The organism is Vibrio sp. SCSIO 43155 (assembly GCF_023716605.1).
GTDB classification, from domain to species: domain Bacteria; phylum Pseudomonadota; class Gammaproteobacteria; order Enterobacterales; family Vibrionaceae; genus Vibrio; species Vibrio harveyi.
In genome coordinates, this window is sequence record NZ_CP071852.1 from 2,661,287 (window position 1) to 2,684,323 (window position 23,037).

20 protein-coding genes are annotated in these 23,037 nt (G+C 46.0%); 3 read left to right on the plus strand and 17 right to left on the minus strand.

Going from position 1 to position 23,037, the window contains the following annotated elements; all coding sequences use genetic code 11:
• The first annotated feature begins 36 nt into the window (after window positions 1-36).
• The 3 genes from gloB (at window position 37) to J4N44_RS12740 (ending at window position 3,317) form a co-directional block, all read left to right on the plus strand.
• Complete coding sequence (gloB, locus tag J4N44_RS12730; protein ID WP_009703865.1) at window positions 37-795, plus strand: hydroxyacylglutathione hydrolase; 759 nt, start codon at window positions 37-39, stop codon at window positions 793-795.
• Between the two features lie 252 nt (window positions 796-1,047).
• Complete coding sequence (locus J4N44_RS12735) at window positions 1,048-2,634, plus strand: lytic transglycosylase (RefSeq protein ID WP_005446145.1); 1,587 nt, start codon at window positions 1,048-1,050, stop codon at window positions 2,632-2,634.
• Window positions 2,631-3,317 carry a YIP1 family protein gene (locus J4N44_RS12740; RefSeq protein WP_005446147.1) on the plus strand — a complete coding sequence of 229 codons (687 nt, stop codon included), beginning with the start codon at window positions 2,631-2,633 and terminating at the stop codon, window positions 3,315-3,317. Before J4N44_RS12735 ends, J4N44_RS12740 begins: the two co-directional genes overlap by 4 nt.
• 23 nt (window positions 3,318-3,340) lie before the next feature.
• On the opposite strand, the gene J4N44_RS12745 is transcribed toward J4N44_RS12740, so the two are convergent.
• From J4N44_RS12745 to uppS, 17 genes are all read right to left on the minus strand, one after another.
• Window positions 3,341-4,192, minus strand: coding sequence for an endonuclease/exonuclease/phosphatase family protein (locus J4N44_RS12745; protein ID WP_239923277.1), 852 nt, complete (start codon window positions 4,190-4,192; stop codon window positions 3,341-3,343).
• Window positions 4,193-4,422: 230 nt separating this feature from the next.
• Window positions 4,423-4,761 carry a nitrogen regulatory protein P-II gene (gene glnB, locus J4N44_RS12750; RefSeq protein WP_005436810.1) on the minus strand — a complete coding sequence of 113 codons (339 nt, stop codon included), beginning with the start codon at window positions 4,759-4,761 and terminating at the stop codon, window positions 4,423-4,425.
• A gap of 219 nt (window positions 4,762-4,980) precedes the next feature.
• Entirely contained in the window at window positions 4,981-5,295 is a 315-nt protein-coding gene (locus J4N44_RS12755; protein WP_005446152.1) for a c-type cytochrome, read from the minus strand.
• A 61-nt stretch (window positions 5,296-5,356) separates the two neighbouring features.
• Window positions 5,357-6,688: a tRNA lysidine(34) synthetase TilS gene (tilS, locus tag J4N44_RS12760; protein ID WP_252044518.1), complete on the minus strand. Its 1,332-nt coding sequence runs from the start codon at window positions 6,686-6,688 to the stop codon at window positions 5,357-5,359.
• A gap of 87 nt (window positions 6,689-6,775) precedes the next feature.
• Window positions 6,776-7,735: an acetyl-CoA carboxylase carboxyl transferase subunit alpha gene (accA, locus tag J4N44_RS12765; protein ID WP_005446156.1), complete on the minus strand. Its 960-nt coding sequence runs from the start codon at window positions 7,733-7,735 to the stop codon at window positions 6,776-6,778.
• A 47-nt stretch (window positions 7,736-7,782) separates the two neighbouring features.
• Window positions 7,783-11,262: a DNA polymerase III subunit alpha gene (gene dnaE, locus J4N44_RS12770; RefSeq protein WP_049535657.1), complete on the minus strand. Its 3,480-nt coding sequence runs from the start codon at window positions 11,260-11,262 to the stop codon at window positions 7,783-7,785.
• A 92-nt stretch (window positions 11,263-11,354) separates the two neighbouring features.
• A complete protein-coding gene (gene rnhB / locus J4N44_RS12775) occupies window positions 11,355-11,993 on the minus strand; it encodes a ribonuclease HII (RefSeq protein WP_005446160.1) in 639 nt (212 codons plus the stop codon).
• A gap of 9 nt (window positions 11,994-12,002) precedes the next feature.
• Window positions 12,003-13,142 carry a lipid-A-disaccharide synthase gene (gene lpxB / locus J4N44_RS12780; RefSeq protein ID WP_005446162.1) on the minus strand — a complete coding sequence of 380 codons (1,140 nt, stop codon included), beginning with the start codon at window positions 13,140-13,142 and terminating at the stop codon, window positions 12,003-12,005.
• Window positions 13,143-13,279: 137 nt separating this feature from the next.
• On the minus strand, window positions 13,280-14,068 hold the full coding sequence (gene lpxA / locus J4N44_RS12785; protein WP_005446164.1) for an acyl-ACP--UDP-N-acetylglucosamine O-acyltransferase: 789 nt from the start codon (window positions 14,066-14,068) through the stop codon (window positions 13,280-13,282).
• Window position 14,069: 1 nt separating this feature from the next.
• Window positions 14,070-14,522 (minus strand): 3-hydroxyacyl-ACP dehydratase FabZ, encoded by a 453-nt coding sequence (gene fabZ, locus J4N44_RS12790; RefSeq protein WP_005430234.1) that lies wholly within the window; start codon window positions 14,520-14,522, stop codon window positions 14,070-14,072.
• Between the two features lie 173 nt (window positions 14,523-14,695).
• A complete protein-coding gene (gene lpxD, locus J4N44_RS12795; RefSeq protein WP_005446166.1) occupies window positions 14,696-15,727 on the minus strand; it encodes a UDP-3-O-(3-hydroxymyristoyl)glucosamine N-acyltransferase in 1,032 nt (343 codons plus the stop codon).
• Window positions 15,728-15,733: 6 nt separating this feature from the next.
• Window positions 15,734-16,243: an OmpH family outer membrane protein gene (locus J4N44_RS12800; RefSeq protein ID WP_005446168.1), complete on the minus strand. Its 510-nt coding sequence runs from the start codon at window positions 16,241-16,243 to the stop codon at window positions 15,734-15,736.
• 13 nt (window positions 16,244-16,256) lie between these two features.
• A complete protein-coding gene (gene bamA, locus J4N44_RS12805) occupies window positions 16,257-18,671 on the minus strand; it encodes an outer membrane protein assembly factor BamA (protein ID WP_005446169.1) in 2,415 nt (804 codons plus the stop codon).
• A gap of 44 nt (window positions 18,672-18,715) precedes the next feature.
• Window positions 18,716-20,074, minus strand: coding sequence for a sigma E protease regulator RseP (rseP, locus tag J4N44_RS12810; protein WP_009698640.1), 1,359 nt, complete (start codon window positions 20,072-20,074; stop codon window positions 18,716-18,718).
• Window positions 20,074-21,279, minus strand: coding sequence for a 1-deoxy-D-xylulose-5-phosphate reductoisomerase (gene ispC, locus J4N44_RS12815; RefSeq protein ID WP_005446171.1), 1,206 nt, complete (start codon window positions 21,277-21,279; stop codon window positions 20,074-20,076). Before ispC ends, rseP begins: the two co-directional genes overlap by 1 nt.
• Before the next feature lie 51 nt (window positions 21,280-21,330).
• Complete coding sequence (locus J4N44_RS12820) at window positions 21,331-22,173, minus strand: phosphatidate cytidylyltransferase (RefSeq protein ID WP_005446172.1); 843 nt, start codon at window positions 22,171-22,173, stop codon at window positions 21,331-21,333.
• Between the two features lie 12 nt (window positions 22,174-22,185).
• A complete protein-coding gene (gene uppS, locus J4N44_RS12825) occupies window positions 22,186-22,941 on the minus strand; it encodes an undecaprenyl pyrophosphate synthase (RefSeq protein WP_005446173.1) in 756 nt (251 codons plus the stop codon).
• Window positions 22,942-23,037: the final 96 nt, after the last annotated feature.

Consider the following 23,037-nt stretch of genomic DNA (forward strand, 5'->3'; position numbering starts at 1 on the left):
CCACCTGACTATTAAAAGGGTGACGGAGAACGAATCGTGTTAGAGATCAAAAGCATACCCGCATTTAATGATAATTACATCTGGCTGATACAAAATAGCGACAAGCGTTGTGCGGTGGTCGATCCGGGCGATGCTAAGCCAGTGTTAGAATATTTGCAGGCTAACGAGTTAACTTTAGAAGCGATCTTAATTACGCACCACCACAACGATCACATTGGTGGCGTTCCAGATTTAGTTCATGCTTTTCCACATGTTTCTGTGGTAGGCCCAAAAGCGGAGCCTATTCCAACTTTAACCAATGCGATGGAAGAAGGCGACAAACTAGAGTTGTTTGGCGAAATCTTTATGGTACTTGGCTTACCAGGTCACACTTTGGGTCACATTGGCTATGTCGGCGACGGTAAGCTTTTCTGCGGCGATGTGTTGTTCTCAGCTGGTTGCGGTCGCATTTTTGAAGGCACACCAGAGCAGATGTTCGAATCCCTAAGTAAGCTTTCCAAGCTTCCTGAAGAAACCGAAGTATTCTCCGCTCATGAATACACCGCAAGTAACGTAGCATTTGCCCTTGCCGTTGAGCCGGATAATGAACACTTGCGCCAGTACCGTGACGACGTAAATCGCCTACGTGGGCTGAACATTCCAACTCTCCCGACAACGCTGCGTAAAGAGAAACTCATTAACCCATTCCTTCGTGCGACCAACGCGGAAGTTATTCAATCCGTCGCAAACCGTATTGAAAATAGCGATCCATGCTCGGTTTTTACAGCTCTACGTGAGTGGAAGAACGAATTTTAACCAATTTCTGCTTGTAAACTTGCTCGACGCAAGTATTATCGTGAGCTGATTTTCATAGAAGCGCCTCTGGCGCTTCTATTGCGTTTAGGGGCTGATATAAAGCAGTTTGTATTTCACCCAAACGCATACAGTAGCGGCTATGTGCCCTACTTTTAGTTAGTGTTACAAGATGTCTATTATCTTGCGACTGCCACGCACCTTAGCTGCGCGACAGGCAGGAGAAGATAAACAGGCCCTAAATAGGCTGAATCCATGCGTTTAAAGTACAGTTGGGCGTTGGCGTTATTACTTTCTGGCTGTCAATTGACTCAGTCAGATTCAACAAACACTCCAGCACCAGAAACCAATAAGTCCGAGCAAGCAGTAAAACAAGATGCGGCTCAAACGGACTCCGAGAAAAAGCAATCAATAGCAAAGAAATCTGCTAAAGAGACCCCAAAAGCCCTTTCTCCTCAGGAACAAAAAGATGTATGGCGACGTATCGGCATGCAACTTGAGATGGACATCCCAGACAACAAGAAAATTGCTTACTACCGCACATGGTATTTGAAGCACCCTAGCCACCTGCGCACCGTTTCAGAACGTGCACAGCCGTTTTTGTACATGATTACAAAACGCATCGAAGAACGTGGACTGCCAATGGAGTTGGCGCTTTTGCCTGTGGTAGAGAGCTCGTTTGATGCGTTTGCATACTCGCACGGCAGCGCAGCAGGGCTTTGGCAGTTCGTGCCTGGTACGGGCAAAATGATGGGACTAGAGCAAAACTACTGGTACGACGGTCGTCGCGACGTGTACGCGTCAACTAATGCTGCACTCGATTACCTAGAGCAACAAAGCAAGCGCTTTGATGGTAACTGGGATCATGCTATCGCGGCGTACAACAGTGGTGGTGGTCGTGTATCAAGTGCCATTCGTAAGAACAAAAAGCTTGGTAAGCCAACAGACTTCTTCTCTTTGGATCTTCCAAAGGAGACAAGCAGTTACGTTCCTAAGCTCCTTGCTCTTGCCGACATCGTCGCTAACCAAGATAAGTACGGCATCGAGATCCCACCGATCCCAAACAAACCAGTACTGACACTTGTTGATCCGAAAGAGCAACTCGATCTTGCGATTGCTGCTGATTACGCAGGCATTGGCGTAAAAGAGCTACAAGGTTACAACCCTGCTTACAACCAATGGTCTACCGCCCCAGAAGGACCACATCAACTTCTTATTCCTATTGAGAAAAAGGATCAGTTCCTTGCCCAAGTGAAAAAGAACCGTGGTAAAGGGGTTAAAGTAGCACGCTACAAAGTGAAGTCTGGTGACTCACTCAGCGTGCTCGCCCAAAAGTACGGCACGACAACGAAAGTTATCCAACGTGCTAATGGTTTATCAAACAACAATATCCGCGTTGGTCAGTACCTGATGATCCCAACGTCAACAAAAGACGATTCTAAGTACGCTTTAAGTGCTGAAAATCGCCTCAACAAAATGCAATCTCAAGCTCGTGGTCAATACAAATTGACGCACACCGTCCAATCTGGCGAGAGCTTGTGGTCTATCGCGCGTGAGAACAAGGTCTCTCATAAATCCCTTGCGAAATGGAACGGTATGGGACCAAAAGACACACTGCGCGTCGGTCAAAAACTGGTGATTTGGAAGAACTCAGACAAAGGTGCGGTAATTCGCACTGTGTTCTACAACGTACGCTCAGGCGACACCATCAGTGGTATTGCAAGCAAGTTTAAGGTGAAGAGTAACGACATCGTGAAATGGAATTCTCTTCAAAAGCAGAAGTACCTGAAACCAGGTCAGAAGCTTAAGTTGTATGTTGACGTAACTAAGGTAAGTGTATGAACCCATCGAGTAACCCGCTTGTAATGTTGTTGGATATTTTCCGATCTCCAACATCGTGCTTCTTGGCGCTGTATCAGCGTGGAGGCTGGGGGTGGCAACCGTTCATCTTCTTGATGATCAGCCCATTCCTGTTTTGGGGTGCCTATTTCTCGAATGTGGATTTCACTTGGTTGAGTGAACAATTAACCGCTCAGTTCCAACAGATCGATCCTAAACAGATTGAACTGTTGGAGCCGAACACGCTGATGGCAAGTGCCATTATCAATGACGTGTTTAACCGTTTTGCAACGCTACTTCTACTGTCGCTTTGGTTCCTTCTAGCGACAAAAGCGAGCAAACAACAATACGGTTACTGGAAATGGTTTGCCGCTTCAAGCGCAATTCTATTCCCTGCTGTACTGGGTGACATTGCCAGCTACGCGAGCCTACTTTTGAAACACGGTGAAGTGATGACTTACGCTGCAGACCTAAACAGTCTTAACGGTCTGTTGAAACTGCCGTTAACCAACGAATGGTCACATTTTGCAAGCTCACTACCGCTATTGCTGCCTTGGTACATTGTATTAGGTTATGGCGTGGTTCTAACTTGGACTGAGTTTGAACGCGGACAGGCTCTTGTGATTTCGAGCCTGCCTTGGATTGCATTCTACGTGATTTGGGCACTGTACATCGTTATTACTTAAGTCCTCAAGCGAACTTAACGCTGTCAGCGCTCATCGTTGAGCATAAATGACACCAACAGTGGATTATGATCGGAAGCGTCGCTCTGCGGCGCTTTCGCATTTTTGAGGGTCAGACCACGATAAAAAACATGGTCAAGTGGCAATCCCGTAATGAATTGAGTTCGGTCATCTTGGTTAAACTTAGCCTCTTGAAGATGCGCTTTTTGTAACGCCTTTTTCATCGCAGCGACACGTTCTTCACTCCAGCTATTAAAATCCCCAGCAAACAGAATTGGACCTTGGTGCTCCTTCAATACCATCTCTAACGCAGACAACTGCGATGTGTATTCATCAGTGCCCACGGTAAAGTTAATTGCATGAATGTTCACGACTGCCAAAGTTTGACCATTGCTCAGCTGATATTTGCTGTACAGCGCAGATTTCGGCAAACGCAGCCACGGCTCTTTCGATGTATACGCACAAGCTCGGATTGGCGCTTGCTGAGCAATGCTAATCACACCAGCACCGCTGCCCAATGCTTTGAACGCACTGACTTGATTACTCACCCAATGCCCTTCTACCAACCAATTCTTAAACTCATCTGTTAAGCTCGCTTCTTGTAGAAGCAACAGTTGTTTATTGGCAGAAAACATATCCAATGCTTGTTGCCAGTTATCACGGTTCTGTTTATAGATATTCCACACCAAGACATTTAATTCACCGTCCTTATCGAGCGCTTGCGGTTTATCAAACTCCATACAACGGATGTTTTGAGTAATATTCGCCCCTGTTTGAGTAATAATTTGCGGCTGTTCTGGCACGGTGAAAATGACCTGAAAACTCACAAACCCAGCGATAATGAGAAAAACTAACGCAAAAGCAAAACGCTGATACATAAACCTACCTAAACACAAAAATGTCACATATATACCCGAGTGGCTTCAAGATGCAGAATTCAGAACGTTGCCGCTTCTACAAACCAAGTCACTTTCGCTGAACTACGCATCTCGAGGTTACTTGGGTATAAAATGCGAATAATAAAAAAGGAGCCATGCGCGGCTCCCTTTTAGCTTACTCAAATTTTCACCACATAATGAAGTGAAATCTTAATTCTATCTCGACGGAGTTAGATTGCGTCTTCGTCTTCTTCACCTGTACGGATACGTACTACGCGTTCTACGTCGGTCACGAAAATCTTACCATCACCAATCTTGCCCGTTTGCGCTGTTTCGATGATAGTTTCTACGCACTTGTCTGCAACGTCTTCAGTCACAACGATTTCTAGCTTCACTTTAGGCAGAAAATCCACCATGTACTCTGCGCCACGGTACAACTCAGTGTGCCCTTTTTGGCGACCAAAGCCTTTCACTTCAGAGACGGTCATCCCTGTAATGCCTACTTCAGCCAATGCTTCTCGAACATCATCCAATTTGAATGGCTTGATAATCGCTTCAATCTTTTTCATGTTCATCCCTTAAGCTTCAATCGTTTGCGCATATTATCGGTTAGCGTCCCACAACATTCAATCCTTGTTATTACCAAGCGACTGAAAATCCTGACACTGATGGAGTTTATTTGACGAAGAACGCAACAAAATACAAAGTGACTGAGACCATACGTTGTGTTCGTCAATAGCAAAAAGCCAGAGCAAAAACTCTGGCTTAACGTAACTTATTGTTCGTACCTATTTTAAGCTCGCATAGTATGCCGCCAAGTTCGCAATATCCTCGTCAGAGAGCAAGTTCGCTTGTGCTTGCATCACAGGCGCAAGACCGCCGGTACGTTGACCCGCTTTATACGCTTTGATCGAGCTTTCAATGTATTGCTCGTTCTGCCCTTTCAGATTTGGATACCCCGGAATCACCGCGATACCATCCGCGCCATGACAAGCGGCACACACAGCAGCTTTCGCTTGTCCTGCCGCTGCATCTCCAGCAGCCAGTGCTTGCCCACTCAACATGGTTAGCGCCACCATTGCGCCCATGATTGTTTTCTTCATTGCTTCACCTAATCGTTTTTATTTAAGTATCTGTTTTTTATATTCGATATTGTGGCATGAATTACAACGACTTGCGCCAGATAAGTTCACAGTCTTGGCCACTGAAAGCCTGATCAACAAACAAATCTCCAACGGCGACTACCTGATTTTGGTACATCAAAATCGGAATTTGACGACGTAGCCAACTTGGCACATTGTACTCTTGAAACAACTTTTTCAGCTTACGACTGTGATTCCGCGTGGTTGGGTGCACAGAAAGCCCCTCTGGATTAAACGTCACTCTGAGCAGATCTGGCTGAGACGGTAACGCTATTGTCGCGTTATCTGAGCTTGTGCTTAGCATCAACTCTCCTAAATGTTCGGGCAGTACCAACCGTGTATCGAGCTGAATTTCGCTGTGCCATGTTGTGACATCGACACTTTCTTTCACCCAGTAAAGACGATGTTGAAAGCGGCGCACTTCGCCTTGTTTGAGCTTGAGCTTTGGGTTGGCATCTTGTTGCGCCAAAGCGACTTCACTCCAAATCAGATTGAGTTGCACCTGCGTCGGCATGTTGACTGCAAGTTTTGCTAGCCACATTCGGATAAGCCTTGCCCGCGCGAGTTCACTGTGTTCATTGAGTGCTTCAATACTCACGCTGAGATCAGTTTGCAAAACACACTCAAATGCCGCTCCTAGCAGTTCATCCAACAAGGCTTCTTGTTGCGCGCATAAACTCGCACTGCGCTGAACGGCTTGATGGACACTCGGCCAACGTTCAGATAACTCAGGCACAATTCGATGACGGAGGAAGTTACGGTCGTAACGAATATCTTGGTTACTTTCGTCTTCTACCCAGTCCAGTTTTTGCTCTCTGGCTGCCGCTTCGATTTGCTCTCGTTTAACGGTCAGCAACGGACGAACTAATATGCCACCAGCAAACGGCATGCTTTCAGCCATTGCTGATAACCCCTTTGGTCCACTGCCTCGTTTAAGTGCTAACAAGAAGGTTTCCACTTGGTCATCGGCATGTTGCCCTGTCAGCAATAAGTCACCCATTTGGATATGCTTTTCTAAGGCTTGGTAACGAGCTTCACGTGCCAACAACTCGATACTTTCACCGCTGTTGATGTCTAACTCAACCCGTTCAACAGTGCATGGAATGTTCACATGTTTTGCCCATAGCAAGCATTTGTCTGCCCAATCATCGGCATTCGAACTTAAACCATGATGAACGTATACCGCCTGACACCTGAGTAACTTAGATTCAGTTGAGTTCACTTGCTGATAACGACTGAGTAGCTCAAGTAGCAGACGCGAATCAACCCCGCCGCTAAACGCCAAGACAATCTTTGTATCTGGTTGAAAATAGCGGTCGAGAACTTGAGCAAAATGCGAGTAAAGCGATTCCATAAGCCATCCGATAGAAACAAAAAAGGGTTAGGCATATGCCCAACCCTTTCTATTTTATCTGTTATCTTGCGAGATATCAGCTAGCGCTTAGCAGTAACCGTAGTTCATTAGACGTTGGTAACGACGCTCTAGTAGCGTTTCGTGGTCTAGTTGCTCAAGGTCTTCTAGCTGACGAAGCAAGTTAGCTTTCATGTTTGCAGCCATTTGAACGTGGTCGCGGTGCGCGCCACCTAGCGGCTCTTCAATGATTTCGTCAATAAGCTCAAGCTCTTTTAGGCGCGGAGCTGTTAGACCCATTGCTTCTGCTGCTTGAGGCGCTTTGTCTGAATCACGCCATAGAATTGAAGCACAACCTTCCGGAGAGATTACTGAATACGTTGAGTACTGAAGCATGTTTACGTAGTCACCAACACCAATAGCGAGTGCACCACCAGAACCGCCTTCACCAACAACGTTACAGATTACTGGTACTTTAAGACCAGACATCACTTTAAGGTTCTTCGCGATAGCTTCTGATTGACCACGCTCTTCAGCGCCAACACCTGGGTATGCACCTGCTGTGTCGATGAAAGTGATGATTGGCATGTTGAAACGCTCAGCCATTTCCATCAAACGCAGTGCTTTACGGTAACCTTCAGGCTTTGGCATACCAAAGTTACGTTTTACTTTTTCTTTAGTTTCACGACCTTTTTGGTGACCAATGATCATCACAGGACGACCTTCAAGACGTGCAATACCACCAACGATCGCTTTGTCGTCTGCGAACGCGCGGTCACCCGCAAGCTCATCAAACTCTTCGAATACGTGCTGAATATAGTCTAGCGTGTATGGACGTAAAGGGTGACGAGCCAGTTGAGCTGTTTCCCATGCACCTAGGTCGCTGAAGGTTTTCTTCTTAAGCTCTAGGCTCTTCTTCTCAAGCTGTTCGATTTCTTTATCAAGGTCAATTGCAGAATCACCACCGTGACGAGATACGTCACGTAGCGCTTCAATTTTCGCTTCTAGTTCTGCAATTGGCTTTTCAAATTCAAGAAAGTTTAGGCTCATCTATGAATCCTTTTTGACTCAGCGTCTTACGTATTGCGCTGAATTTTTTAGTTAAATTCGAGTTCTACTTGGCTCTTACCAAGTAACTGTTTTAAATCGTCTAGTAATGTATCACTTGGCGTTACTCGCCATTCGGTGCCCAATGTTAACCGCGCTCTGGCGTCGGCACGCTGGTAGTATACATTGACAGGTACGGTTCCGGCTTTGTGCGGTTCTAAAATACGAGTAAATTGCTCAAAGAATTTATCGTTAATCTGTTTAGCATCAATTGATACTGACAAACCACGTGCATATTTCTCACGCGCAGTACCCAGATCCATAACTTCACGCGCCGACATTTTAAGGCCACCGTTGAAGTCATCAAAGCTGACCTGTCCAGAAACAACCAAAATTTTATCTTTTTCGAGAAGTTCTGCATACCTATCAAGCGCATCCGAGAACAACATCACCTCCATTCGACCACTTCGGTCGTCCAGAGTCATGATACCGATTCGTGTACCGCGCTTGGTTGTCATAACACGAGCTGCAATCACCAAACCCGCGACTGTCACGGATTGATCACGACGAGTTGGGGTTGCGTCTTTTAGTCGACAACTAACGTACTTATTTAGTTCCTTTATGTATGCGTTAACTGGGTGCCCGGTCAAATATAAACCGAGCGTCTCACGTTCACCCTCTAACCATACTTTCTCTGGCCATGCTGGCACCTGAGTATATTTGTGCTCCACCTCTTCCGGAGCATCGGTCAATACACCGAACATATCCGTTTGACCAAATGCTTCCGCTTGGTGGTGTTGGCTTGCCGCTTTCACCGCGTCATTAAGCGATGCCATTAGTGCCGCACGGTGTGGACCCAGTCTATCGAGTGCGCCTGCGTAAATCAGCTTTTCGATGACACGTTTGTTGACCTTTTTCAGGTCGATTCGCGCACAAAAATCAAATAGGTCGATGAAGTGACCGCCTTTGTTGCGCGCTTCCAAGATCGCATCGATTGGACCTTCACCCACACCTTTAATCGCGCCGATGCCATAAACAATCGCGCCATTCTCGTCTACGTTAAAGCGGTACAAGCCGGCATTGATGTCAGGCGGAAGCACGGTGAGCTTCATGCGGAAACATTCGTCAACTAAGCCAACCACTTTCTCAGTGTTATCCATATCGGCAGTCATTACCGCTGCCATGAATTCCGCTGGATAGTGCATCTTCAGCCATAGCGTTTGGTACGAAACCAGTGCGTAGGCTGCCGAGTGAGATTTGTTAAAGCCGTAACCCGCGAACTTCTCTACCAAGTCGAAGATCTTCATCGCCAACTCGCCATCGACGCCGTTGGCAATTGCCCCCTCTTCGAAGGTAGCACGCTGTTTCGCCATCTCTTCCGGTTTTTTCTTACCCATCGCACGACGAAGCATGTCCGCACCACCAAGGGTGTAGCCAGACAGTACCTGTGCGATCTGCATTACCTGTTCTTGATACAGGATGATGCCGTAAGTCGGATCCAGAATCTCTTTAAGCGATTCGTGTTGCCACTTTTCATCAGGATAAGAGATCGCCTCACGACCGTGCTTACGGTCGATAAAGTTATCTACCATGCCCGACTGAAGCGGCCCTGGGCGGAACAGTGCCACCAATGCGATGATGTCTTCAAAACAGTCCGGTTGCAGACGTTTAATCAGCTCTTTCATACCGCGCGATTCAAGCTGGAATACCGCAGTGGTTTCTGAGTTTTGCAGCAAACGGAATGACGCCGCATCATCCAGTGGAATCGATTCGATGCGAACAGGATCTTTGCCTTCACGTTCTAGACGCGGGTTAATCAGACCCAACGCCCAGTCGATGATGGTTAAGGTACGCAGACCCAAGAAGTCAAACTTAACCAAACCAGCGGTTTCAACGTCGTTCTTATCGAACTGAGTAACTGGGAAGTGACCTTCCGAGTCAGCATAAATCGGGGCGAAGTCTGTAATTGTGGTTGGTGAGATTACAACACCACCCGCGTGCTTACCTGCGTTACGTGTACAACCTTCTAGGATGCGACACATATCGATCAGTTCTTTAACTTCTTCGTCAGCATCATACAACTCAGGCAGTGCTGGCTCAGCTTTAAACGCTTTCTCCAGAGTCATACCCGGATCAGGCGGTACCAGTTTGGAGATGCGGTCTACAAAACCAAACGGATGCCCCAGTACACGACCTACGTCGCGAATTACCGCTTTTGCCGCCATGGTACCGAAGGTGATGATCTGTGATACCGCATCACGACCGTACATTTCTGCTACGTGATCAATTACTTGGTCACGTTTATCCATACAGAAGTCGACGTCAAAATCGGGCATGGATACACGTTCTGGGTTCAAGAAACGTTCGAATAGAAGGTCATATTCTAACGGATCAAGATCGGTGATTTTTAATGCGTATGCCACCAAAGAACCAGCACCCGAACCACGACCCGGACCTACCGGAATCGCGTTGTCTTTCGACCACTGAATGAACTCCATTACGATCAAGAAGTAACCTGGGAATCCCATTTGGTTGATTACGTCGAGTTCGATTTGTAGACGATCATCGTATTCAGGACGACGTTGCTTGCGCTCTTCCTCATCTGGGAATAGGAACTCTAGACGCTCTTCCAGACCTTCACGAGACTTCATGACCAAGAAATCAGTCTCTTCCATACCCTCGGTTGGGAAAGCAGGGAGGAAGTATTCGCCAAGACGTACTGTGACGTTACAGCGCTTGGCAATTTCGACACTGTTTTCTAGTGCTTCCGGAATGTCGGCAAACAGCTCGCACATTTCCTCTTCAGTACGCAGGTATTGTTCTGGGCTGTAGTTCTTTGGACGGCGCGGATCTTCTAACGTATAGCCGTCATGGATCGCAACGCGAATTTCATGAGCGTCAAATAAATCTTCGCTGATAAAGACCACTTCGTTGGTCGCGACTACTGGCAATTGCGTTTCTTCTGCCAATTCGATGGCAAAGTGCAGGTAAGTCTCTTCGTCGGAACGACCAGTACGAACCAACTCTAAATAGAAACGGTCTGGGAAATATTCTTGGTAGAACGCTACACAGCTTTCCACCACTTTGCGGTTACCCTTAAGTAACGCTTTACCAATTTCACCATTTTTCGCGCCAGACAATACGATCACACCTTCTGACAGCTCGGCTAACCAAGCTTTATCAATCACAGGTTGGTGTTGTACGTGACCACGAAGGTAGGCTTTAGAGATCAATAAGGTCAGGTTTTTGTAACCTAAGTTATCTGCAGCTAATAGGGTCAGTTGCGTCAGTTCCTCACCAAACTCATCCGATTGCATTTTGAAATCTGCGCCGATGATTGGTTTCACACCACTGCCGTGCGCAGTGCCGTAGTATTTCACCAAACCACATAGGTTAGTGAAATCGGTCAACGCCATTGCTGGCATGCCGAGCTCGGCGACTTTCTTAACGAGCGGTGGAACTTTGTTGATACCATCCACCATCGAGAAATCACTGTGGATTCGAAGGTGAATGAACTTAGGATCTGACATTAACAGGTACCGTAAAACTAAATCTTGTTTGGGATTCTAACCTAAAGCGGGCATGGTTTATAACACCGATATGCCCGTTATACTACTTTGGCTTATTCTTCGATGCCGAGCGCTTTCTTTACTGGTTTGAAGCTCTTACGATGCTCACTGATCACACCGTGTTGTTCAATTGCTTCAAAGTGCGCTTTGGTTGGGTAACCTTTGTGCTTAGCAAAACCAAATTGTGGGTATTGCTTGTCTAACTCTTCCATTTCTTGGTCACGAACGACTTTCGCAATGATAGAAGCAGCACTGATTTCAGCAACACGCAAATCGCCCTTCACGACGGCTTGCGAGTCCATCGGAAGTTGCGGGCAACGGTTGCCGTCGATAAGAGCTAAGTCTGGCTGCACTTCCAAACCAGCGATCGCACGTTGCATAGCAACCATCGTCGCTTGCAGGATGTTTAGCTCGTCAATTTCTTCTGGAGAGCAGCGCCCTACTGACCAAGCCAACGCTTTCTCTTTGATTTCTGGCAGCAGCGCCATGCGTTTTTTCTCGCTCAGTTTTTTAGAATCGTTCAAACCCTCAATTGGGTTATTCGGATCTAAGATCACTGCCGCAGTCACGACATCGCCAACCAAAGGACCGCGTCCTACCTCATCAACACCGGCAACCAATTGATAGCCTTGTGGATATTCAAACGGTGGTAGTTCAACTTTGGTTTTGGTCGCTTTTGGTTTAACAGCCATGATAAATCTCTATTTTTCAATCAATTTTAGAACCGCATTTGCGGCTTGTTGGTCCGCATCTTTACGGATCCAGTGGTGCATTTCAGTGAACTTATCCAACATTTCTTGGTTGTCACTTTCTAGCAAGCGAGACACTTCGTTGAATAAATTATCCGGTGTGCAATCCTCTTGCAGATATTCTTTGACCAATTCGGTATCAGCCAAAATATTCGGTAGCGATACGTATTTCGTCTTCAGCAAGCGTTTAGCAAGAAATGCCGTCATAGCGTTCACACGATAACCCACCACCATCGGACGCTTAAGTAACATGCATTCTAAGGCAACGGTACCGGAAGCCAACATCACCGCGTCTGAAGCCGTAATTACGTTACGCGCTGTATCATCCACCAACTTAAAGTCCAATTCTGGAGCGTATTCTTTCCACGCTTGTTCGAATTGCTCACGACGTTTTTGATTTACTAACGCAACGACAAAACCAAGATCTGAGAATTTCTGATGGAGTTTTTTACACGTTTCAATGAAGGGTTGAGAGAGCATTTTCAGCTCACTACCACGACTCCCCGGAAGCACCGCTAGCCATCGCTTATCTTGTTCTAGACCCAATAGCTCGCGAGCAGGCGTTTTGTCTGATTGCAGTGGAATCGCATCTGCGAGAGTATGACCAATGAATTCACAAGGTACATTGAATTTGTCGTAGAACGCTTTTTCAAACGGAAGGAATGCCAGCACTAGATTGGTTGCTGCTTCAATTTTGAAAATACGCTTCTGACGCCAAGCCCAAACTGAAGGGCTCACGTAATGCACGGTTTTTATCCCTGCATTTTTCAAATCCAGTTCAACACGCAAGTTAAAATCTGGTGCATCGATACCAATAAAGACATCTGGCGGGTTATCAGTAAAGTACTTAACAAGCTCAGCTTTGACTTTTAGCAGTCTTGGTAAGCGTCCTAGAACTTCTACTAAGCCCATTACAGCAAGCTCTTCCATATCGAAGAGAGACTCACAACCTTGAGCGATCATCTTTGGACCGCCAATACCAACGAACTCCGCGTCAGGGTATTGTTGTTTCACCGCTTTGATAAAGCCTTCACCTAGCGTGTCGCCAGACAATTCTCCGGCAATAATGCCGATACGTAATGGTCTTTCCATATCTACTTCGCTATTTTTCCTATGCGCTATGGATAACGGTTTGCACTTTCTCTCACATAAACCGTTATCCATAAAACACAAAAAGACCGCAGCCCTGCTTGGGCGCGATCTTTTCTATTTAACCGCTCACTCGTTGATTAACGAATGATGCCACGTTCCGTCGTTTCCAGAATGTCTGAGAAACGTTTCACTGCTGGCCACTCTTGTGCCATTTCAGCTAGGATTGGTTTTACTTCTTCCAGAGTCTTACCTGAACGGTAGATTTCTTTATACGCTTTCTGTAGTGCACGAATCTCTGGTTTTTCAAAACCATTACGCTTCAAGCCAACCAAGTTCAAACCAAATGGCGTCGCATGGTTACCTTGCGCGAGTACGTAAGCTGGTACGTCTTGAACAACGGCAGAACAGCCGCCAACGTAAGCATAAGCACCAACAGTACAGAACGGATGAATCGCAGAAAGTGCCATAACACCAGCATGATCATCAACCGTTACGTGACCACCAAGGATCGCGTTGTTGCCAATGTGAGTGTGGTTACCTACGATAACATCGTGTGCGATGTGAGCGTTAACACACAGCAGGTTATCATCACCAATCACTGTTGTTGCTTTATCTTGAACCGTACCACGGTGAATTTGAACCGCTTCACGAATCACGTTGCGGTCACCAATAACCACTGTTGTATCTTCGCCACCGTACTTCTTGTCTTGGTTCTCTTCACCAATCACAGCATGTGGGAAAATGCGGTTATCTTTACCAATTTTGGTGTGGCCTTTGATCACTACGTGAGACATCACTTCAGTGCCTTCACCAATCTCCACCGTAGAGGTGATGTAAGTGAAAGGACCAACGGTCACGTTAGCGCCAATTTTCGCGCCTTCTTCTACCACCGCTGCTGGGTGGATTTTAGCGGTTTCATGAATCATATTAAAACTCTCGACGAGCACACTTCAGCTCAGCTGAACATACCACTTCGCCGTCAACTTTTGCTACACCGCTAAATGCAGCAATGCCACGGCGCTCTTTCAGAAATTCTACTTCAATAATCATTTGATCGCCTGGTACTACTGGCTTACGGAACTTAGCACCGTCTACACTTGCGAAGTAGTACAGTTCGTTTTCCGTTGGTGCACCAAATGATTTAAATGCAAGTAGGCCTGTCGCCTGAGCCATCGCTTCCAAGATCAATACGCCTGGGAATACTGGTAGCTGTGGAAAGTGACCTGTAAACTGAGGTTCGTTAACCGACACGTTTTTAATTGCGTGAAGGTACTTCTCTTCTTGGAAGTCAATCACACGGTCGATCAATAAGAATGGGTAGCGATGAGGTAGTAGCTCTTGAATTTCAGAGATGTTCATCGTTTTCTTTTCAGTAGTCAAAGTCGTCTTCCTATATCAATTCTCAACAACCAAGATGGCAAGGCAGCGGCAAATGCCACTTATTCAGGAATTGCCTGCAAAGTGTATACCAGCTTGGTGATAAATCTACTTATAGCGCGTCATTATAGAAGAAAAAGACCCGCATTTCGCGAGTCTTTGTTCAGAATGTGGAACTAAGATTCTTCTTTCTGTTCCAGCTGCTTTTCAACAGCTTTCAGGCGTTTGTTCATCTCGTCAATACGGTGAACTCGAGTCGCCGTTTTACGCCACTCTCGGTTGGTTTGCAGCGGAATGCCTGATGAGTACAGACCTTTCTCTTCGATACTCCGCATCACCATGCCCATACCGGTGATAGCTACGCCATCTGCAATCGTGATGTGACCATTAAGAACCGACGCGCCGCCGATCTGACAGTACTTACCAATTTTCGTACTGCCCGCCACAATAGTACCACCTGGCATCACAGTACCATATCCGATCTGCACGTTATGAGCGATTTGAAGTTGGTTATCAAGAACTACGTTGTCTTCGATGATGGTGTCTTCTAGCGCACCACGGTCAATAGTGGTACATGCACCGATCTCGACACGGTTACCGATACGCACAGAACCCAGTTGAGGAATCTTGATCCATTCGCCTTTGTCATTTGCATAACCGAAACCATCAGAGCCAATAACTGTACCAGATTGAACTAGACAATCATCACCCAACGATACTTCATGATAGATCGTCACATTAGCCCAAAGCTTAGTATTGTTACCTAGCTTTGCGTTTTTACCGATAAAGCAACCAGCGCCAACACTTACGTTGTCGCCTAGTTCTACACCCGTTTCAATCACTGCGTTAGCACCGATTGTCACGTTAGTACCCATCTTTACATCCGCTGCGATCACTGCACTTGGTGCAATCTCATCAGCGGGCTTTGGCGTGGTGTCCATCGCTTGAACAACACGAGCGAAAGCAATGTAAGGGTCAGCAACAACCAGAGCGTTACCCGCACACTGGTCTTTGTGTTCTGGTTTCACCATTACCACAGTTGCTTGGCACTCAGATAGGTGTTTCGCGTATTTTGGGTTAGACAAGAAGGTCACATCGCCTTCTTGTGCTTTATCCATTGGAGCTACGCGGTTTACAACGAGAGACTCGTCACCAAATAGCTCACCCCCGGTAATTGTTGCCAACTCGGCTAATGTCAATTTCTTCATAACTTCTTATTTTAGAGCTTTAATTACGTCTTCAGAGATGTTGTATTCTGGCTTACCGTACTGAAGCGAAGAGATGTCGATAACTAGGTCGTAACCTTTTTTCTCTGCTACTTTCTTCACTGCGTCTTGGATAGTTTTGAATAGTTTTGCTTTCTCTTCAGCTTCGCGACGTGCACTTGCTTTCTCAAGCGCTTGTGCTTTCACTTTGTATTCGCTGTCTAGTTTAGCGATATCAATACGCAGTTTTTCGATCTCTTCTTGACCTAGAAGCTCGCCGTCACGCTGCAGTTTTTCAATCTTTGTCTTAGCTTGCGCTTGGATTGATTTCAGCTCATCAGCTTTGCTCTTAAAGTCTTTCTGCATTTTTTGTAGAACCACTTCACGTTGAGGAAGTGCTTGGAAAACTTGAGCAGTGTTGATGTAGCCAATTTTCTGAGCAGCTTCTGCCGCGTTTGCAAACATTGAAGAGCTAAGTACAAGAAGGCCAATGCCTGCCGCTTTGATCATTTTATTCAAAATATTTTCCTCTTTAGAAGGTTCTACCGATAGTGAACGTGAAGAACTCTTCATCGTCGCCATCAAATTTCTTAATTGGTTTCGCTAGTGAGAATACTAGTGGTCCCATTGGAGACATCCATTGCAACGCCGCACCATAAGATGAACGGTAGTTGGTTGGATCTGAGTAATCGTAGTAGTAACGGTCGCCGTATTCAGCACCAGAACTGCGGTAATCGAATTCCGTATCCCAAACACTTGCCATATCAAAGAAGATACTGGTACGAATTTGGTTACGAACTTCATCCGAAGCAAATGGGGTTGGTACGATCAACTCGATACTTGCAAGCGCTACCGCGTTACCACCAACAGAATCATCTGTTGCGGTGTCAGCACCGTTGTTTGAGCCTGAGTAATCACGGTAAACCGCTTTCGGACCTACTGAGTTAGAGCCGAAACCACGTAGTGTTGTAAAACCACCTGCGTAGTAGTTTTCGTAGAATGGGAACAAGTTATCGTTGCCATCCGTTTGACCATAACCGTTACCATAACCTAGACGACCACGGAACAAGAGCGTGAACTCATGCTTCTTGGTTAATGGCACGTATTGACGAACATCATACTGCATCTTGAAGTATTGAACGTCAGAGCCAGGTACGGTCATCTTGTAGAATGCACGTTGGTGGTTACCTGCTGTCGGGAAGTAACCGCGGTTCAGGTTGTTACGTGTCCACGAGATGTTGAAGTCAAAGTCATTAGTATTCAATGCGCCGCTAGAATCAATGTTATCAGCTTGCGCTTGTAGGAACTGTTCTACCTGTAGGTAAGGTGACAAGTTACCGATCTTGTTGTGGGTGTAACCAACACCGAACTCAAAGCGGTTCAGTTCGTCAAATGGGAAGCCCCATGTCAAACTTGCACCATAGCTTTGGTTGGTATAGTCAACGATACCCGCTTCAGATGCTTCGAACTCATCGTAGAAGATCTTACCACCCAAACTTACACCATCTAGGTTCCAGTATGGGTCACGGTAGTCCAAGCTCACGTTTTTCTGGTAGTCGTTCATCATCGCGTTAATACCAACGCGGTTACCACTACCAATAAAGTTGTCTTGTTGTAGACCAACTTGGAAGCTCACACCTGATTCAGTACCGTAACCGACACCGAAGTTTACGCTGCCTGAGTTAGCCTCTTTTACGGTATAAACAAGATCAACTTGGTCATCGCTGCCAGGTACACGGACCGTTTGAACCTCTACATTTTCGAAATAGCCAAGACGGTTTAGACGCGTTTTACCCGTTTCGATAGATTTCGAGTTTAGCCAGCTACCTTCCATCTGACGCATTTCACGACGCAATACTTCATCTTTCGTCGAGTTGTTACCCGTAAAGCGAATATCTCGTACATAAATACGGTTGCCTGGGTCAACGTTCACAATCAAAGAAACTTGCTTGTTCTCGTCATCAAACTCAGGGATGGTATTGACTTGTGGGTAAGCGTAACCAGATTCACCAAGTACGCGCTTAATGCCTTCTTCCATCGAAGTCACACGAGAACCATTGTATGTCTCGTTATCTTCAAATGGCACAAGCTTTTCGAATTCCGCCTCTTCACCAATCAGGTTGCCACGGAATTTTACGTCCTTAACGGTGTAAACGTCGCCTTCTTCAAGACCAAGTGTAATGTATACGCCTTTTTTGTCAGGAGAAATCGCCACTTGTGTCGAATCAACGTTAAATTTCAGGTAACCACGGTCTAGGTAGTAAGACTTCAGAGCTTCGATATCACCAGCAAGCACTTGCTTTTGGTATTTTTCGTCCGCTAGGAAGTTCCACCATGGCACATCAACATTTAGGTTGAAACGAGAAAGAAGTTCTTCGTCAGAAAAGACTTCATTGCCGATAAAGTTGATTTGTTGAATTTTCGCCGAAACACCTTCGGTGAAGACGAATTTCAAGTCAGAACGGTTACGAGGCAATGGAGTAACAACCGCTTTTACCGTTGCGTTGTATTTACCAACACTGTAGTAAAAGTCTTCCAAACCTTTTTCGATGTTGCTTAGCGTTGTACGGTCAAGCGCTTCACCTTCACGAACACCAGAAGCATTCAGGTTTTCTTGTAGCTGCTCGTCCTTGATTGCTTTGTTACCCGAGAATGAGATGCTCGCAATAGTTGGACGTTCTTTCACTTGAACAACCAGAACATCACCATCACGCAGTACTTTTACATCTTCGAAGTTACCCGATGCGTACAATGCACGAATGATCTCTGCAACATCGCCTTGGTCAACGGTGTCACCGACACGTACAGGCATTTTCAGCAACGCGGCACCTAGTGCGACGCGCTGCAATCCATCGATTTCAATATCTTTAACTACAAAGTTCTCTGCTCCATTTGCAGATACACTGGTCGCCAGTAAACTTGCAAACAGAATTCGCTTAATCGCCATACTTGTTCTAATTATTCCTTGCTACTACTTTTGTCTCTGAACTATCACAGACGAGTAAAATCATTAAATAGCGCTAACGCCATGAGCGAGAAGATAATCGCACCACCAATTCGATACCCCATTTCCTGTACTTTCTCAGGAACTGGGCGTCGGATGACCGCTTCAATTGCGAAAAATAGCAGATGACCACCATCCAACATTGGTAAAGGAACGAGGTTAATAATACCTAGGTTAACACTAATTAGTGCCAGAAAACCTAAAAAGTAAACCAGACCGTAGTCTGCTGTCGCCCCTGCTCCTTTGGCAATCGAGATTGGTCCACTCAAATTGTTCAGACCAACATCACCTACAATCAGTTTCTTAAGCATACTGATTGTAAGTCCAATAACTTGACCAGTTTTGTCAATCGCTTTGCCAATAGACTCGAATACACCAAACTGTAATTCGAAGCGATAACTTTCTGGCCATTCTGCGACTTCAGGTGCGATACCCGCAAAGCCAACGACTTGTTTGTTAGCTAGCTCACGACTACCCGGTGTCAGTGTGAATGATTGCTCCTCACCTTGACGCAACACCGTCAGTTCCATTGGCGTATCTGGGTTAGAACGAATGGCTTCTACCACTTCATCCCATTTAGAAATCTTATTTCCATTAATCGCAATGATCTTATCGCCAGCTAGTAGACCTGCTTTCTCTGCAGCACCACCTTCGCTTACTTGCGCTAACTCCGTAAAAATCTCTGGAGTATATGGCTTGAAGCCCAACGATTGCATCGCTGATTGTGTTTCTGGATCAAACTTCCAATCACGGATATCAAGTGTCTTCGTGACTTCTGAACCCACTTCGTTTGCAGAAGAGAGTGTCACTGTCATCGAATCATCACCAATATGAGAAACTAATCCCATGTTGACTGATTCCCAGTCCGGAGTTTTGATGCCTGAGATAGATTTTAGTTCCATCCCTGATTCAATTCCTGCTTCTGCAATGATTGAATTGGGCGTAACTTCACCAATTACGGGTTTAACCGCTGGAACACCGATCAGGAAAACCAGCCAGTAAGCCACAATGGCAAAAAGGAAGTTAAAAATAGGACCTGCCGCCACGATGGACGTGCGTTTCCACAAAGGCTTTTGGTCGAAAGCTAAGTGCTTTTCATGCTCTGGGACTTCATCAACACGGCTATCCACCATTTTGACGTAGCCACCCAGAGGGATCATAGAGATGCTGTATTCTGTTCCATCTTTGCCTACCTTGCTCCAGATAGACTTGCCAAAACCGATGGAAAACTTTTCAACTTTTACACCACAACGACGCGCGACCCAAAAGTGACCATACTCGTGCACGGCAACTAAAATGCCCAATGCAACGATAAAAGAAACCAAATTCCACAAGATACCAGTCATTAGCTACGCTCGCGTAAAAAGTCTAAGGCGATAGTTCGTGACATTCTATCTAGCTCTATCAAGCTTTCCAAGCTATTCACATTCTCAGTTGTATGGCTTGCAGTGATTTTGTTCAAAACTGATTCATTGATGCGAGCGATATCTGTGAAACCAAGGCGGTTATTTAAGAAGGCATCAACAGCAACTTCGTTCGCTGCATTCAATGCCGTTGTTGCATGTTGCCCTTCGTAACAAGCATCAATCGCTAGCTTTAAACAAGGGTAACGAGCAAAATCAGGCTGAAGGAAAGTTAATTCTCCAACTTGAGTAAAATCGAGTGGTTTCACCCCAGCATCCACACGCGATGGGTAAGACATTGTCAATGCGATTGGTGTTGCCATGTCAGGCTCCCCCATTTGCGCTAACACAGAGCCATCACGATATTGCACCATAGAATGAATAACCGACTGAGGGTGAATGATCACTTTCAACTGCTCACGAGCAGCATTAAATAACCATTTCGCTTCAATGTATTCGAGACCTTTGTTCATCATGGTTGCAGAATCAACCGAGATTTTTGGTCCCATTGACCAGTTCGGATGAGCAATAGCTTGCGCTGGGGTTACGTTTTCTAACTCTGCAATATCGGTATAGCGGAATGGACCGCCTGATCCGGTAAGAAGAATCGAAGAAATACCATGCTCTTCAAGATTGCAACGACCCAAGTTGGTTTGAACTTGTTGCGGAAGACATTGGAAGATTGCGTTGTGTTCACTGTCGACAGGAAGCAGCTCTGCACCATGTTCTGCAACCGCATCAATAAACAGTTGACCTGACATCACTAGCGCTTCTTTGTTCGCTAACAGCACTCGCTTGCCTGCTTTTACCGCTGCCATCGTCGGCAACAGGCCTGCGGCACCGACGATTGCTGCCATTACGCTATCCACTTCCTCTAACGCAGACACATGGCAAAGCGCATCAACACCACCTAACACTTCTGTGCTTGGAGAAACTGAAGCTAGCTCACTTTGTAGAGCCACAGCCGCCGCTTTATCCGCCATTACCGCGTACTTAGGTTGCCATTTACGACAAAGTGCGACCATCTTTTCAACGTTCGTGCTTGCCGCTAATGCGACGATAGAAAACAGCTCAGGGTTTTGTTCAACCACTTTTAGTGTGCTTGCACCAATTGAGCCTGTTGCACCAAGAATCGTTAACTTTTGCATGATGTAAGACCGTTAGAAAAATTCAGGAGCGACGATGCCGCTCCCGATAAATTAGAATACGTAGTAAAGAAGAGCAAATACTGGGAATGCAGCAGTTAGGCTGTCGATACGGTCAAGAATGCCACCGTGTCCCGGAATGATGTTGCTGCTGTCCTTGATACCTGAAACACGTTTGAACATGCTTTCGACTAAGTCACCAAGAACAGATATCACAACAGTAATCAGAGTAATCATCACCATATGAAGTGGGCTGGTGAATTGGATATCGAACCAACCTGCGAATAACCATCCGACAACTAGTGCTGCGATGATGCCGCCAACCAAACCTTCAATTGTCTTATTTGGGCTCACATGAGGCGCCATTTTGCGTTTACCCATGCTTTTACCAGCAAAGTAAGCGCCGCTGTCTGCAGCCCATACCAAGAAGCAAACGTACAGCACAAGTTTTGCGCCGTGGTATGGATCTACTGAAATATCAGAAGCTCTAAGAATGATCACACTCCAAAGAAAAGGGATCAATGTTAGAAAACCGAATACATGACGAAGGGCTTTGCTACCTTGCCATAAATTGGTGGTTTTAGGGTAAGTGATAGCCATCCCACTTGCGATAATCCACCATACAAAGCCAAGCGATAATACTGCGTAGTGTGGCATTGCTAGTTGATTTAAGCTGGTTGCGTCTGGCGAAATGAATAGAAAACTTAGTCCGGTTACAACGGCTGCCGGAACAAGCGCAGCAATACGTGAATTGCTTTCTGTAAACTGGGTCCACTCCCAAAAGCCTAATAGCGTTACCGCAGTCAAAGCGATAATGAAGCCAATTAGGGGTAATTTAAAAATACCTAAAATAACCAGGGGAGCTAAAATTAGTGCTGTTATTATTCTCTGTTTCAAACTAACTAGTCCTTATTGAGCAGCCATTAATGCCTTTACTTGTTCACCAGTACAACCAAAACGACGCTCTCGGTTAATAAACCAAGTCACAGCCTCTACTAAGCTGTCTTCGTCAAACTCTGGCCAGTACTCGGGAGTAAAGTACATTTCTGCATACGCCATTTGCCACAGCATAAAGTTACTGATGCGGCACTCACCACTCGTACGAATCAATAGATCCACTTCAGGTAAGTCTGACATCGTCAAATGCTGGGAAATTAACTGCTCGTTGATATCCTCTACACGGATCTCACCGTTGCGAGCTTTGAGCGCTAACGTTTTTGCCGCCTCTGTGATGTCCCATTTACCGCCATAGTTAGCAGCAATGTTGATCACCATCCCCGTGTTGTTCGCCGTCAGTGCTTCTGCTTCGACAATTTTACCTTGTAAGCGCTCGCTAAAACGGCTGGTATCGCCAATAACGCGCAAGCGTAAATTGTTTTTATGCAGCTTTTTTACTTCGCTCGATAAAACAGAAATGAACAGCTCCATCAGTAGCCCCACCTCTTCTTCAGGTCGACGCCAATTTTCGCTGCTAAAAGCGAATAAGGTCATGGCTTTAATGCCGAGTTTAGAAGCGGCTGCAACGGTCTTACGAACGGCACTAACGCCTTTTTTATGACCGAATACGCGAGGTTTTCCTTTGGACTTAGCCCAACGACCATTACCGTCCATGATGATGGCAATATGCTTAGGGAGGGAATCAGAGAAGGCTTGAGAATTTTGCATAGGGAGTTAATTGAGTTCCATCAGTTGGATAGACTAACACAAAAAAACGCTGCACTGTGAGCACAGCGTTTTCCAACAGTGATGTGGGTGGGAGTA